The sequence below is a fragment of the Actinospica durhamensis genome, from assembly GCF_018139695.1.
GTDB lineage: Bacteria > Actinomycetota > Actinomycetes > Streptomycetales > Catenulisporaceae > Actinospica > Actinospica durhamensis.
The window spans coordinates 1-14,288 of record NZ_JAGSOG010000054.1 but is presented as its reverse complement, the minus strand read 5'-3'; the positions used below and the strand labels follow the sequence as shown (position 1 = coordinate 14,288).

Sequence of the window (14,288 nt, the reverse complement as noted above, 5' to 3'; positions counted from 1 at the left end):
CGGGAGAGCTCAGGATGTCAGGGCACGCATGCGGATCCCGGTCACGCGTGAGCGTGACGGCGGGGCGCGCAGGCGCAGGTCGGGGAGCGTTCCCCGGAGGTGGGGTCAGTCAGCGGTGCGAGGCACCGCACGCCGGAAAGAATTCCTCGGCGGAAAAGGTCAGGCAGAACAGAGAGCGCTGGCGTGGCGCCGGAGGTCGACGTGCCGCCGTTCCACCAGGGGCGTCTGGTCTGTCATGTCCGACAGCATCGCAAGGGTTTCAATTTCTGTCAATTCCCTGGTTCGGAGCACCGGCGCCGAACAGGGCCGCAATGCCGAACCGCCCATATTCCGAGATACCTTCGGCACGACAACATATTCGGGCTCAGATACATCGGTCCCCCAGAGCGCTGCGACCGCCGCGCCGAGAAGAGTCGGCGAGCGGCCGTGAACCGAGGCGGCGCCCACAGCCTCGATAGGGCGCGCAAAACGGTCATCCGCACTCCGGCGTACGCCGCGCAACTCCTTGCCCCGCAACGGAATCCGCAGGTCAGGACCCGGTCTGAATTTTTTTCTTGACTCACGAAAATCACCTCGGCCATACTTCCGGTCATCCGGTCAGCCGACCGGATCGGGGCGGCCCGGCACGGGCCCTCCCCGCCTCGTCTCACCTCGCGAAAGGCTCCCCCGATGCGGATGGCGGACCTGCTCGGCGAGGCGACCCGGGCGGAGATCTTCAGCCAGGTGCTCACCGCCGGGCCGATCTCCCGCTCCGGGATCGCCGCGCGGCTCGGGCTCTCGCCCTCCACCGTCACCCGGCTGCTTCCGGCGCTGCTGGAGGCTGACTACATCAGGGAGGGCGCGGAGGCCGAGCCGGCCACCGGGCCGGGACGCCCGCAGCGGCTGCTGCGGGTCAACCTCGAGCGGCACTACGTGGTGGGCGTGAAGATCGCCCCCACCGTGGTCACCGGCGTGGTCACCGACCTCGGCGCCCGGGTGCTCGGCCGCGAGGAGGTGCGGATCGACGGCTGCGCGCCGGTGACCGCGCTGACCGCGGCCGGACGGCTGGTGCGCCGGCTGCTCTCGCGCTTCCCGGACGGCGCCGGCCGGGCGCTCGGGATCGGGGTGGGACTCGGCGGCCACGTGGACGCGGCGGCCGGGCGCTGCCGCTACTCCGGCATCCTCGGCTGGCAGGACGTGGACGTGGCCGGGCCCCTGGCCGCGGCCACCGGCCTGCCGGTCCACGTCGGCAACGACGTCAACGCCCTGGTGGTGGCGCAGCGCTGGTTCGGAGCGGGCCGCGAGTCCGAGACCTTCGCCGTGGTGACGCTCGGCGCGGGCATCGGCTGCGGGCTGCTGGTGGACGGCACGCTGTTCACCGGATCCAGCGGCCTGGCCGGGGAGTTCGGCCACATCCCGGTGGATCCGGCCGGACCGAGCTGCACCTGCGGGCGACGCGGCTGCCTCGAGGCGCTCGCCTGCCACCCGGCCATCCTGGCCCGGCTGCGCCGGGCCGGCGTGGACGAGCCGGACGTGCAGGCCGCGGCCGCGCTCGCCCGGACCGAATACGAGCCCGGAGATCCGGACGCCCCGCGCGCCCGGGCCGCGCGGGCCGCGTTCGCCGCGGCGGGCGACGCCCTCGGGCGGGGCCTGGCCACCCTGTGCAACCTGATCAACCCCGAGCTGGTGATCCTGGCCGGCGAGGGCGTGGACGTCTACGACCTGATGAAGCCGGCCGCCGAGGACGCGCTGGCCCATCACTCCTTCTCCACCGCCGCGGCCGACTGCACGGTCCTGGTCGACCCGGTGGACGGCGACATGTGGACGCGCGGCGCGGCCTGCCTGGTGCTCCGGGCGACCGTCCGCGCCCCGCTGTCCTAGGTGCCTCCCGGCGCCCGTACCACTCGCCCCACCGCTCCACTCGCACCACCGCATCACCGCATCACCCGCACCACCGCATCACCCGCGTGATCCGGGTTATCCGGGTTATCCGGGTTATCGCAGCACCCGTACCACCCGCTCGTCCCATCCCGTCGGCGGCTGCGGCCGCCCCGTATCGCAAGGAAGCGATCGATGACAAAGACCTCGCGCAGGGCCGCGGCGGCAGCCGCGTCCGCCGCCGCCGTTCTGGCCTTCACCGCCGCCTGCTCCTCGTCCTCCTCGACGACCCCGGCAGCGCCGGCCGCCACGGGTTCGGCGACCGGGACGATCACCTGGTTCGCCAATCAGTTCGGGCCCACCACGACGGACGTGCGCAAGACCCTGATCGCGGCGTTCGAGAAGGCCTACCCGGGGATCACGGTCAAGCTGGAGCAGGCGCCGAGCGACACCGACACCTACCGCTCCACCCTGGTGACCCAGATATCCGGCGGATCGAGCAGCTTCGACGTCTACAACGGCGACGTGACCTGGCCGGCCCAGTTCGCCAAGGCCAGCCTGGCGCTGCCGCTCAACTCCTACTTCGACCAGTCCTACTGGAACACCTTCTCCAACGGGCTCGTCAGCAGCCTGTCGTACAAGGGCCAGACCTACGCGGTGCCGCTGTTCACCGACAACGCGTTCCTGTTCTACCGCAAGGATCTGCTGGCCAAGGCCCACCTGCCGGTGCCCACCACCTGGGAGCAGCTGCAGTCCGAGGCCGAGACCCTGCAGAAGGACAACCTGGTCAAGTACGGCTTCGCCGCGCAGTTCGACTCCTACGAGGGCCTGACCTGCGACTGGACCGAGTTCGCGGCCGACGCCGGGGCCACCAGCGTCAACTCCGACGGCACCTCCTCCTCGATCGACACGGCCGCCGCGCAGAAGGCGCTGACCTTCATGCGGGGCCTGATCACCTCGGGCGTGACCCCCTCGGCCGCGACCACCTTCCAGGAGCAGCAGTCCGAGTCGCTGTTCACCTCGGGCCAGGTCGCGTTCCTGCGCAACTGGACCTACGCCTACGCGGACTCGAACACGCAGGGCACCTCCAAGGTCGCCGGTGACGTCGGCGTGACCAACCTGCCCACCTTCGCCGGGCAGACCGGCCCGGGCTACTCGGTGACCGGCGGCTGGAACCTCTACGTCAACCCGCACAGCAAGAACCTGGCCGCGGACGTGGACTTCCTCAAGTGGATGACGGGCACCCAGGCGCAGACCATCATGGCCGAGCAGGGCGGTGAGATCCCGACCGTGGCGAGCGTGCTGGCCGACCCGCAGGTGCAGGCGTCCAACCCGGCCTACCCGGTGGCGGCGAAGAACAAGCTCAACGCCCGCCCGTCCTACGTGGCGCAGTACTCGCAGGTCAGCCAGGCGATCTACACCAACATCAACGCCGCGCTGAGCGGTTCGGTGAGCCCGAGCGCGGCCCTGTCGAGCGCGAACTCGCAGATCAACTCGGCCCTGAGCAACTCCGGCCTGTAGTCCCCGCCGGGGCGGGCCGCCGCGCGCGGCCCGCCCCCCTTCGTCCCCCGACACACCCAGGTGATCTCGATGTCGAGCACTGTCCTTCCCCCGCGCCGCCGCTCCGGCATGCGGCGCCGCTCAGCCCGGCTCGGCTGGGCCTTCGCCTCCCCGGCCCTGCTCGTCGTGGCCGCGGTGATGATCTTTCCGATCGTCTTCTCCGTCATCATGTCCGCCAACCACGTCCAGGTCAGCGGGAACGGCTTCCAGCTGAGCGGATTCACCGGCTCGAACTACTCGATCCTGCTGCACGCGCCCCGGTTCTGGCACGACCTCGAGTTCACCGTGCTCTACACCGTGTTCACGGTCGCGGTGGAGATGGTCCTCGGCACGCTCATCGCGCTGGTGCTCGAGCGGCTGACCACCGGCCGCGGCTGGATGATGGCGCTGCTGCTGATGCCGTGGGCGCTGATCACGGTGGTCTCGGCCGAGCTGTGGGCGTACGTGTACAACGGCGTGTACGGCGTGCTCGACGCCTTCCTCGGCGACTTCGGCGTGCACGACCTCAACGTTCTGGGCACCCCGATGCAGGCCTCGATCGCGATGGCGGTCGCGGACGTGTGGAAGACCACGCCGTTCGTGGCCATCATGGTGCTGGCCGGCCTGGTCATGCTGCCCTCCGAGGTGGTGGAGGCGGCCCGGGTGGACGGCGCGAACGGCTGGACGGTGTTCTGGCGCATCCGGCTGCCGCTGCTGCGCCCGGCCCTCGCCGTGGCCGTGCTCTTCCGCATCCTGCAGGCGTTCGGCCTGTTCGACCTGCCGTACGTACTGACCAACGGCGGTCCCGGCACCAGCACCGAGTCGCTGGCCGTGCTCGGCTACAAGGTCCTGTTCAACGACCTCGAGTTCGGCCCGGGCGCGGCCATCGCCGCGACCACGGCGCTGATCGTGCTGGTGTTCTGCCTGCTGTTCCTCAAAGTGTTCCGTACCCAGGTCGGCGAGCAGGAGGACTGAGCGATGGCCCGACGACGTACCCGCAAGAGAAACCTCGGCACCAACTTCGCCGCGCTGTGCATCGCCGCGTTCGTGGCGCTGCCGCTGTACTGGATGGTGGCCTCCTCGTTCAAGGGGCAGGCCGACATCACCTCGGCCGCGGCCGTGCCGCCGCATCCGACCACGGCGAACTACGGCAACGCGTTCTCCAACTACAGCTTCGGCCAGTACCTGGAGAACTCGGCCATCGTGGCCGTGGCCACCACCGCGATCGTGCTGTCCCTCGGCACCTTCGCCGGCTACGCCCTGGCCCGGCTGCCGATGCGCGGCAAGACCACGATCATGACCGTGCTGCTGATGATCTCGCTGTTCCCCACGATCGCCGTGGTGGCCCCGCTCTATCTGCTGCTGCGCGACATCGGCTGGCTCAACAGCTACCAGGGCCTGGTGCTGGCGTACACGGCGCTGATGCTGCCGTTCGCGATCTGGATCCTGCGCAACTTCTTCCTGACCATCCCGACCGCGATGGAGGAGAGCGCGCGGGTGGACGGCGCCGGGCCGGTGCGCACCGTGCTGCAGGTGATCCTGCCGCAGGCGCTGCCCGGCGTGTTCACGGCGGGCGTGTTCACCTTCGTGGCCGCCTGGACCGAGTTCATCATTGCCCTGACGCTCAACAACGAGGACAGATATCGCACCATCGCGGTCGGCATCGCGCTGTTCGGCGGGCAGTTCACCACCCCGTACGGCACGATCTTCGCCGCCTCCGCGGTGGCCATGCTCCCGATCGCGCTGCTGGTGCTCGTCTTCCGCCGCGCCGTCGTCTCCGGGCTGACCGCGGGCGCCGTCAAGGGCTGACCCGCGCGACCCCACCCGCACCCCACCGTGAAAGGCTCGTACGTGTCCGCGTCCCCCGCGCCCGACTGGCTCTCCGAGGCCGTCCTGTACCAGATCTATCCGCAGAGCTTCGCCGACGCGAACGGCGACGGCATCGGCGACCTGCCCGGGATCACCGCCCGCCTGGACCAGCTGGCCTGGCTCGGGGTGAACACCGTCTGGCTCAACCCGATCTTCGCCTCGCCGATGCGCGACGCCGGCTACGACATCGCCGACTATCTGCGGGTGGACCCGCGCTACGGCACCGAGCAGGACCTGGTCGACCTGGTCGGGCGGGCCCGGGAGGTGGGCATCAGGGTGCTGCTCGACCTGGTGGCCGGGCACACCTCCGACCAGCACCCGTGGTTCCAGCACAGCGCCGCGGACCCGGCGGACGAGCGCTACGTGTGGGCCGAGGCGGACTCCTCCGGCGCGCTGCCGCCGGGGTTCGTGGCCTCGCCGGGCACCCGCGTCGGCGGGTACCTGCCGAACTTCTTCGACTGCCAGCCCGCGCTCAACTTCGGCTACGCGCGGATGGATCCGGCCGAGCCGTGGCGCCTGCCGGTGGACGCGGACGGACCGCGGGCCAACCGAGCGGCCCTGCGCGAGATCATGGACCACTGGCTGCGGCTCGGGGTCTCCGGCTTCCGGGTGGACATGGCCGCCTCGCTGGTCAAGGACGACGCCGGGCACGTGGAGACGGGCAAGCTCTGGACCGAGCTGCGCGCCTGGCTCGACGCGGAGCACCCGCGGGCGGCGCTGCTGTCCGAGTGGGGCGATCCGGCCGTCTCGGTCCCGGCCGGCTTCCACGCCGACTTCTTCCTGCAGTTCGGCGGCCCGAGCGACGGCCGGGCGCTGCGTTCGCTCTGGCACCTGAACACGGCCACGATCCGCGAGGACCAGGCCGAGGAGCCCTGCTACTTCGACGCCGAGGGCCGGGGCACCGCGAAGACCTTCCTGGCCGCCTACCACGAGACCACCGCTGCGGTCGGCGGCCCGGGCCGGATCGTGCTGCCCACGGCCAACCACGACTTCGCCCGGCTGCACTGCGATCCGCGCCCCGCGGCGCAGCTGCCGGCGGCGTTCGCGTTCCAGCTCACCTTCCCGACCCTGCCGGCGATCTACTACGGCGACGAGATCGGCATGCGCTACGTGCCGGACCTGCCGGACACCGAGGGCAGTGTGCTCGGGCCGCGCTACAACCGGGCCGGGTCGCGCACGCCGATGCAGTGGGACGCCAGCGCGAACGCGGGGTTCTCCGACGCCGCGGCCGACCGGCTCTACCTGCCGATCGATCCGGACCCGGACCGGCCCGAGGTGGCCGGGCAGCGGGCCGACGACCGCAGCCTGCTGCACCACGTCAGGGACCTGATCGCGCTGCGCCGGGAGCACCCGGAGTTCGGCGTGTACGCGAGCCTCGAGGTGCTGCACGACGGCTATCCGCTGGTCTACCTGCGCGGCGGGAGGTTCCTGGTGGTGGTGAACCCGACCGGCGGCGCGGTCACCTGGCAGCACGGGCGCGAGGACCTCGGCACCGTGCGGCCCGTACGCGAGACCGGCGTGCGGGTGAGCGGTACCGAGATCGTCGCGGAGCGCTTCGGCTACGGAATCTTCGAGCTCTGACCCTGCGCGCACAGCCTCCGGCGGCACGGTCGCCGGCGGGTGTACCGGCACGTCCCCGCGCGTGCCGGTACACCCGTCGGCGGCCGTGCCTTCCGGTTTTTCGGGCCTGATCGACCCGGCGAACGTTCCTTGACATTATTCAGCGGCCGAATTTAGTATCCGCAGCATGTTGAGAGCTACCGGGCGGCGCCGCGGGCGCCCGTCCCTTCCCACCTCCCTGCTCGGCATAGGACTGGCCGCCGCCGTGGCCCTGTCGGTGAACTCCGGCGCCCCCGGCGCGGCCCCGACCCGCGGCCTCGACGCCGCCGCGACGGCGAGCACCACCACCCTGCCGTCGACCACATCGGCCACCAGCCTCTACGTGAACAACTGGCAGAACCTCACCGCGATCTGGAACGCGAGCGAGCTCAACCAGGACGACACCGGCGACTCCGGACCACGCATCGCCGAGCTGCGCGCGAGCAATCAGTGGTCGACGAACCAGATCGTGGACTACACCGGGTTCTTCGAGGACGCGACCGACAACGTCAAGTACGACCAGGCGCACGACTTCGCCTCGAGCGCGTACCTGGACGAGAACGGCGTCCTGAACACGACCTACGGCCAGTACTCGGGCGCGAGCACCCCGATCACCATCAAGCGCGATTACGTGATGGTGCCGAACGAGCCGTTCCTCGTCGTGCGCTACACGCTGACCAACCCGTCCAGCTCGACGGCGTACAACTGGAAGGTGCTCGACCAGGTGCACCTGAACAACACCTCGTCGAGCACGAACGTCGCGGGCAGTTACGACTCCACTCGCACCGCGATGTTCGGGAACATGACCGGCTCGGGCCAGGACGTGGTGACCCTCGGCGCGCTGCAGAGCCCGACCTCGTACCAGGTGGGCAACGACTCCGACTGCACCGCGAGCGACGCGGGCGCGAGCGCCTGGTGCCAGTTCGACACGAACGGCGCCCTAGACGACAACGCCTCGGCCGCCACGCCCAACGTGGACCTCGGCTTCCAGAACACGGTGACGATTCCGGCCGGCGGCACCCAGACGCTGTACTACTACCTGGGCCTCGGCACGACCCTCGCCGCAGCTCAGGCGGCGTCGGACACCGCACGGGCGCAGACCGGCGCCTACTGGTTCAACACCACCGCGACCGACTACGCGAACTGGCTCGCCTCCGGCACCAAGCTCTCCACCAGCGACAGCGGCGTCAACACGGCCTACCTGCGCAACCTGGTGGTGATGAAGAACTCGCAGAACCCGACTAACGGGCTCTTCCCGGCGGCGACCAACCCCGGCTCCTACGGCTACAAGGCCTGGATGCGCGACGGCGCCTTCGCCGCCACAGCCCTGGACGCGGCCGGGCACTACACCGAGGCCGCGGACTTCTGGGACTGGATGGCCGCGAACCAGCTGAGCAACGGCACCTGGCACACCACCTACGACGAGTGGTCGGGCGCTTATATATCGTTCGTCGAGCCCGAATACGACAGCCTGGGTGAGTTCCTCGTCGGCGTGCAGAAACACTACGCCGACACCGGTAGCGCCTCCTTCCTGGCCACCGTGTGGCCGGCCGTGCAGGCCGCGGCGAACTTCATCGAGGACAACATCGCGAGCAACGGCCTCGGCGCGGCCGACGCGAGCATCTGGGAGGAGACCGTCCAGTACAACGTCTTCACCCAGGCCTACTACGTCGCCGGCCTGCGCGCGGCGGCGCTGCTCGCCCAGACCGAGTCCTCCTCGGCCTCGGCCGACGCCTGGAACGGCGCGGCCAGCACCATCCTCTCGGGCGTACAGCGCAGCGACACGTGGAGCCCGCCCGGGCTCTACAACTCCGCCGGGTACTACGACCGGGGCATCGCCACCGACGGCACCACCGTCAACTCCCTGCTCGACTCCTCCTCCCTGGCGCTGGTGCTGACCGGCGACCTGGACGCGGACTCGTCCAGGGCGCAGTCCATGGCCGCCACCATCGACGCCGACCTGACCCACGACACCTCCGGCATCGCCCGCTACACGGACGACGACTACTACTACGACAGCCCGTACGACCCGGCCGGCGACGAGGCGCTGGCGGCCGAGCCGGTGTGGCCGAACATGACCATGTTCGACGCCGTATACGACGTGTTCAGCGGCAACACCGCCGAGGCGTTCACGCGGCTGCAGTACTACGCCAGCCGGTCCGGCGTCGGCTACATGCCGCCCGGCGAGGCGGTGGCCTGGCCGACCGGACAGCCCGTGGTGAGCACCATGTCGGAGCCGCTGACCGCGGCGTCGTTCGTGATCGCCTCGCTCACCTACGCCGGCAGCTACGACCCGCGCGTGTCCGCCTCGAACGCCAACGCCGGGGCCTACGCGACCGTGAACATCACCACGACGCCGAGCAACGACTGGAGTCAGTGGACGGGCATCCCCTACTTCACCTTCCCCAAGGGCAAGAGCGCCTCGGGTTCGGCGATGACCGACATCCGCGACGTCTACATCAGCAACGACGCCAACTACATCTACGTGCGCGTGGACAACGACTCCGGGGCCTTCTCCGCGTACGACACGTCACCGCAGTTCGCGCTGCTGGTCTACGCGCAGGACTTCAACCACTCGACCTCGCTCACGGGCAGGAGCACCGGGGAGTACGGCGCGACGCTCGACCATCCGATGAACTACCTGGTCGGGCGGTGGAGCGACAGCGCCGCCTACGCCACGTTCACCGCGGGCTCGAGCGGCTGGACCGCCGGCGCGAACCTCAGCTCGATCGCGCCGCAGTGGGACACCTCCACCGGCCGGATCGAGGCCGCGATCCCGATCTCGGCGGTGGCCAGCGGCGGCTCGGCGGCGACCGGCTCCTACGCCTACCTCGACATCGAACTGGCCTACCAGAATCCGTCCACCGGGGTCTGGGATGATGACGACCTGGGCGCCCTGCACTACCGGCTGACCGGTTCCGGTACCGCCTGGCTGTACGGCAACACCGCACGTTGACACGCGGATCCTCGGCCGGGCCCCCGCACGCCACGGGGCCCGGCCGGGAGTTCGCCTTCGAGCAGAACGACGGAGAGCACCGGAGCGTGAACGCGAGAACGTCCGCGGGACGAGACCTGACCCAGACCGCGGTGCTGGCCCTGCTCGGCCGGGCCGGGCCGATGTCGCGGGCCGACGTGGCGCGCGAGCTCGAGATCAGCCCGCCCACCGTGACCCAGGTGGTGCGCCGGCTGCTGGAACAGTCCATGGTGCGCGAGCTCGAGGACCAGGCGCCCTCCCGCGGCGGCCGGCGCGGCCAGCTCATCGGGCTGGTCGGCACCGCGGCGCGGGCGATCGGGGTGAAGGTGGCGGCGGACCACGTCGCGATCGTGGAGGCGCGGCTGGACGGTTCGGTGCTCGCCGCGCACACGCTCGCGTTCGACGCCACCGCTCCGGACCCGGCCGGGCGGCTTGCCGCGACTCTGCGGCCCTTCGTCGAGGAGCAGGAGGACATCCCGCTGCTCGGCCTGGGCGTGGGCGTGCCCGGGGTGGTCGACAGCCCGGACAGCGGCCGGGTGCACGCGGCCGTGCTCGGCTGGCGCGACGTGCCGCTCGGCCGGCACCTGCACGGCGCGCTCGGCCTGCCGGTGCTGGTGGAGAACGACGTGAACGCGCTGGCCGTGGCCGAGCAGCTGTTCGGCCGGGGCCGGCGGCACCGGGACTTCCTGGTGCTCACCATCGGCAGCGGGGTGGGCCTTGGCATCGTCACCGGCGGCTCGGTCTACCGCGGCTCGCGCGGGGGCGCCGGCGAGTTCGGGCACTTCCCGGTCGACCCGGTCGGCGGGATGCCGTGTGCCTGCGGCAACCGCGGCTGCCTGGAGACGATCGTGGGCTCGGCCGGCCTGGTGCGCGCGGGACTGACCGCGGGCGTGCTGCGCGCCCGCCAGGGCGTCGAGCGGCTGCAGGAGCTGGCCGACCGCGGCGACCTGCGGGCCGGCGCCGTCTACGCGCAGGCCGCCGGAGTGCTGGCCCGGGCCGTGGCGGCGCTGGTGACGGTGCTGGACCCGGAGGTGGTGATCGTGCTCGGCGAGGGCGCGGCGGCCTGGCAGCACTGGGACGCGGCGTTCCGGGCGGGCCTGTCCGGCGCGATCCCGGCGCCCATGTCCGAGACCCCGATCGAGGTGGAGCCCTGGGACGACGCCGCCTGGGCCCAGGGCGCCGCGGCGATCGTGCTGGCCACCCCGCTGGACCTGGCCAAGCCGGCCGGGCGGCAGACCGAGCAGGTGCTGGCCCGCTTCCACGGCCAGGCGGCCGACTGAGGGCGGGCTCGGACGAATTCCGCACCCGGGTGCGCGCGGCGGCGGGCGGACCGGCGCTTCGGCGTGCGCCGCGCCGCGGGACTCCGGTGTGCGCTGCGTCATGCCCGCGTCACGCCGCGCCCACGGTATCGCAGCCCCCTCACCGGGTCGGATTTTGTTTCTTGACAAGAGAAATTAGCTGCATCAGACTCCTCACCGCGCACACCGCAGTGCGCCGCGACCGGTCCTGGAGGCAATGGATGAACATCTCCCGTCGAGCCCTGCTGCTGCGCGCGTCCGGCGTGGCCGCGGTCGGCTCCCTGGCGGCGCTCGCGCCACGCGAGGCCGCATCGGCACGCCTGGGCGGCGCGTCCGCGGCCGGCACCGAGGTCCCGCTGCGCGTCGCCCTGGCCGCCGCGTCCTCGCCCACGCTCCCGTCGACCAGCCGCGACAGCGTCTTCACCCGCTCCGGCCCCGGCCCGCAGTACTGGACGCCGTACAGCTGGAACTACACGAACAACGCGGCGCTGCCGGAAAGCGTGTGGCAGCAGAACATCTCCTGGGTGGCCGAGAACCTCGCGCCCTACGGCTACACGATGTGCTGCACCGACGGGTGGGTGGACTACACCCAGACCACCAACGCCAACGGCTACATCACCAGCTACAGCGACTCGTGGACGAACGACTGGTCCTACTACGCGACCTACCTCGGCGGCCTGGGCATGAAGCTCGGGGTCTACTACAACCCGATGTGGGTGGCCGCGAGCGCGGTGAACGACACCTCGATCACCGTCGTGGGCACCGACATCCCGGTCGCGAACATCGTGAACTCGGGCGACTACCTGAACTCGGACGGCGAGATCTACTGGGTGAACGTCGCCGCGGCCGGGGCCAAGGAGTACGTCCAGGGCTACGTGGACTACTTCAAGAACCTGGGCGTGGCCTTCCTGCGCACCGACTTCTGGGCCTGGTACGAGTCGGGCTTCGACCAGAACGTCGGCACCGTGGGCGTGGACCACGGCAGCGCCGACTACGCCACCGCCCTGTCCTGGGTGGCCGAGGCGGCCGGGGACGCCATCGAGATCAGCGTCGTGATGCCGAACCTGTTCAACGACGCGGCCAACGAGATGCTGTACGGCGACACGGTGCGCATCGACGCCGACATGACCACCGGCGGCTGGGCCTGGCTCAGCGCCGGCCGCCAGACCTGGCAGGACGACTGGAGCCAGTGGCAGAACCCGTTCCTCGGCTTCACCGGCTGGGCGCACCTGTCCGGTCGCGGCGGCCTGATCCTGGACGGCGACTTCCTGGCTCTGAGCAGCTTCTCCTCCACCGCGGAGCAGCAGACCGCCATCAACCTGTTCACGATAGCCGGCTCGCAGCTGGCGATCACCGACCGGGTGGACACCATCGGCGGTGACCTGGGCCTGTGGCAGAACTCCGCGGTGCTCGGCGTGCGCGGGCAGGGCCTGGTCGGCAAGCCGTACTTCTACAACGGCGACTCCTACTCCTCGGACTCGGGCGCGCGCGACAGCGAGCGGTGGGCGGGCCAGCTGCCCGACGGCACCTGGGTGGTCGCGCTGTTCAACCGCAACGACACCAGCACCGTCACCAAGACCATCGCGTTCGCCGGGGACCTGGGCGTGAGCGGGAGCGCCACCGTCTACGACCTGTGGACGTGCGCGACCACGACCGGCCAGACCCAGATCTCCACCGCGCTCGCGCCGCACGCCTCGCAGCTGGTGCACGTGGTGCCCGCGGCCGGCAGCGCCACCACGTACCAGGCCGCGTTCGCGAACTGGGGCGGCGGCGCGAACTTCAACAACAACCACGCCGGCTACACCGCCATGGGCTTCGTGGACCAGCTGCAGGCGGCCAACGCGGGCGCGTCGGTGACCTTCGCGGTGGACGCGCCGACCGCGGGCAGCTACCCGATCACGTATCAGTACGCGAACGGCTCCGGCGCGACCAGCACGATGACCGTGGGCGTGGGCGACGAGCCCGGCAACGTGGTGACGGTGCCGTTCACGGTCGACTTCCCGAGCCTGGACACCGCGTGGACGACGTGGGGCTCCGTGAGCGGCACGGTCACCCTGACCGGCGGCACGAACCTCATCACCGTGGCCCGGACCAGCGGCGACACCGGCGCGATCAACCTGAACTCGATCACCGTGGCCAACGTCCCGGCCGCCCCGAGCATCTCCGCCGTCTCCCCCTCCTCCGCCGCCGCGGGCACCAAGGTCACGCTCACCGGCTCGCACTTCGGCGCGAAGCAGGGCGGCCGCTACCTGACCTTCAGCGACAACGGGATCAACTGGGGCGGCCCGGTGGACGTGGCGCTGTTCACCGTCGACTCCTGGAGCGACACCTCAATCACCTTCACGGTGCCCGAGCCGTCCGGAACCGGCGGCGTCTGGGCCGTCGCCTCCGGCACCACCGCCGCCGTCACCGTCACGACCCGCGGAGGCACCTCGAACAGCGTCAACCTCGCCATTTCCTGAAAGGCGTGAGGTGGGGGCGGCCGCGTCGAGAACGCGGCCGCCCCCGCTTTCTTTCGGCACACACTCTATGAATAGCAGCGGTATCGTTACGGCCGGTAATTGCACCGACACGACATGTACAAGAATGGGCCGCAGGGCGCCTCGTCGCCATCATCTGCGCAGGTCAGGGCCACACTCATTGCCCCAAGAATGGCCCATTCCGCGGTAATTCAGGGCCGATTTCCGGGCATTTCTCGCACGCCGCGTAATGACCCCGTCACGGTCCGTCCAGATTTGCCGGGAATTTGGACATACCGGGCAAATTGGGTATTGTTTTTGTTGTGCGACCGGTTCTTGCCGAGAAAACAGTTCGGCACCGGACGCACCCGCCGAGTCCGAATCACGGGCGGTGCAGCAGCGGTCGACGAAGTCCCGCAGCACCCGCCCTCGGAGCCGGGGACCCAACAGATCACGCGCACCACGCGCAGGTCCCCCGGGGTGAATCGGCCACCACAACCACGAGCGAACGCGACCACACGCCACGCGTGTGCGCCGTCCCCGTGCGTGCCGGTGGCCGTAGGGCGAATTCCCCTTCCGCCCGAACCCGTCAGCTAACCCGGTAGGCGGCCGAAGGAGAGGCAGAAATTTCGTGCTGAAGAACCGCGCCACCGCGTTCCGCACCACCATTTCGAACCCGCGCCACTACCCCGC

General features: G+C 70.5%; 9 protein-coding genes and 1 riboswitch. Of the genes, 8 read left to right on the top strand and 1 reads right to left on the bottom strand.

Annotated elements, in window-relative coordinates:
* Window positions 1–159: 159 nt before the first annotated feature.
* The gene (locus KDL01_RS45920; RefSeq protein ID WP_368861563.1) at window positions 160–237 is read right to left on the bottom strand and encodes a putative leader peptide; all 78 of its coding nucleotides are present in this window, start codon (window positions 235–237) and stop codon (window positions 160–162) included.
* A gap of 432 nt (window positions 238–669) precedes the next feature.
* On the opposite strand from KDL01_RS45920, the gene KDL01_RS13520 reads away from it, so the two are divergent.
* The 8 genes from KDL01_RS13520 (at window position 670) to KDL01_RS13485 (ending at window position 13,598) form a co-directional block, all read left to right on the top strand.
* The gene (locus KDL01_RS13520) at window positions 670–1,860 is read left to right on the top strand and encodes an ROK family transcriptional regulator (protein WP_212528808.1); all 1,191 of its coding nucleotides are present in this window, start codon (window positions 670–672) and stop codon (window positions 1,858–1,860) included.
* Window positions 1,861–2,052: 192 nt separating this feature from the next.
* Window positions 2,053–3,378, top strand: coding sequence for an ABC transporter substrate-binding protein (locus KDL01_RS13515; RefSeq protein WP_212528807.1), 1,326 nt, complete (start codon window positions 2,053–2,055; stop codon window positions 3,376–3,378).
* A gap of 69 nt (window positions 3,379–3,447) precedes the next feature.
* Window positions 3,448–4,371 carry a carbohydrate ABC transporter permease gene (locus KDL01_RS13510; protein ID WP_212528806.1) on the top strand — a complete coding sequence of 308 codons (924 nt, stop codon included), beginning with the start codon at window positions 3,448–3,450 and terminating at the stop codon, window positions 4,369–4,371.
* Between the two features lie 3 nt (window positions 4,372–4,374).
* The gene (locus tag KDL01_RS13505; protein ID WP_212528805.1) at window positions 4,375–5,205 is read left to right on the top strand and encodes a carbohydrate ABC transporter permease; all 831 of its coding nucleotides are present in this window, start codon (window positions 4,375–4,377) and stop codon (window positions 5,203–5,205) included.
* Window positions 5,206–5,247: 42 nt separating this feature from the next.
* Window positions 5,248–6,846 (top strand): alpha-amylase family glycosyl hydrolase, encoded by a 1,599-nt coding sequence (locus KDL01_RS13500; RefSeq protein ID WP_212528804.1) that lies wholly within the window; start codon window positions 5,248–5,250, stop codon window positions 6,844–6,846.
* A 166-nt stretch (window positions 6,847–7,012) separates the two neighbouring features.
* Window positions 7,013–9,820 (top strand): glycoside hydrolase family 15 protein, encoded by a 2,808-nt coding sequence (locus KDL01_RS13495; protein WP_212528803.1) that lies wholly within the window; start codon window positions 7,013–7,015, stop codon window positions 9,818–9,820.
* 86 nt (window positions 9,821–9,906) lie between these two features.
* On the top strand, window positions 9,907–11,118 hold the full coding sequence (locus KDL01_RS13490) for an ROK family transcriptional regulator (RefSeq protein WP_212528802.1): 1,212 nt from the start codon (window positions 9,907–9,909) through the stop codon (window positions 11,116–11,118).
* 239 nt (window positions 11,119–11,357) lie between these two features.
* Complete coding sequence (locus KDL01_RS13485) at window positions 11,358–13,598, top strand: carbohydrate-binding protein (protein WP_212528801.1); 2,241 nt, start codon at window positions 11,358–11,360, stop codon at window positions 13,596–13,598.
* 402 nt (window positions 13,599–14,000) lie between these two features.
* Window positions 14,001–14,218: riboswitch (cyclic di-AMP (ydaO/yuaA leader) on the top strand.
* Window positions 14,219–14,288: the final 70 nt, after the last annotated feature.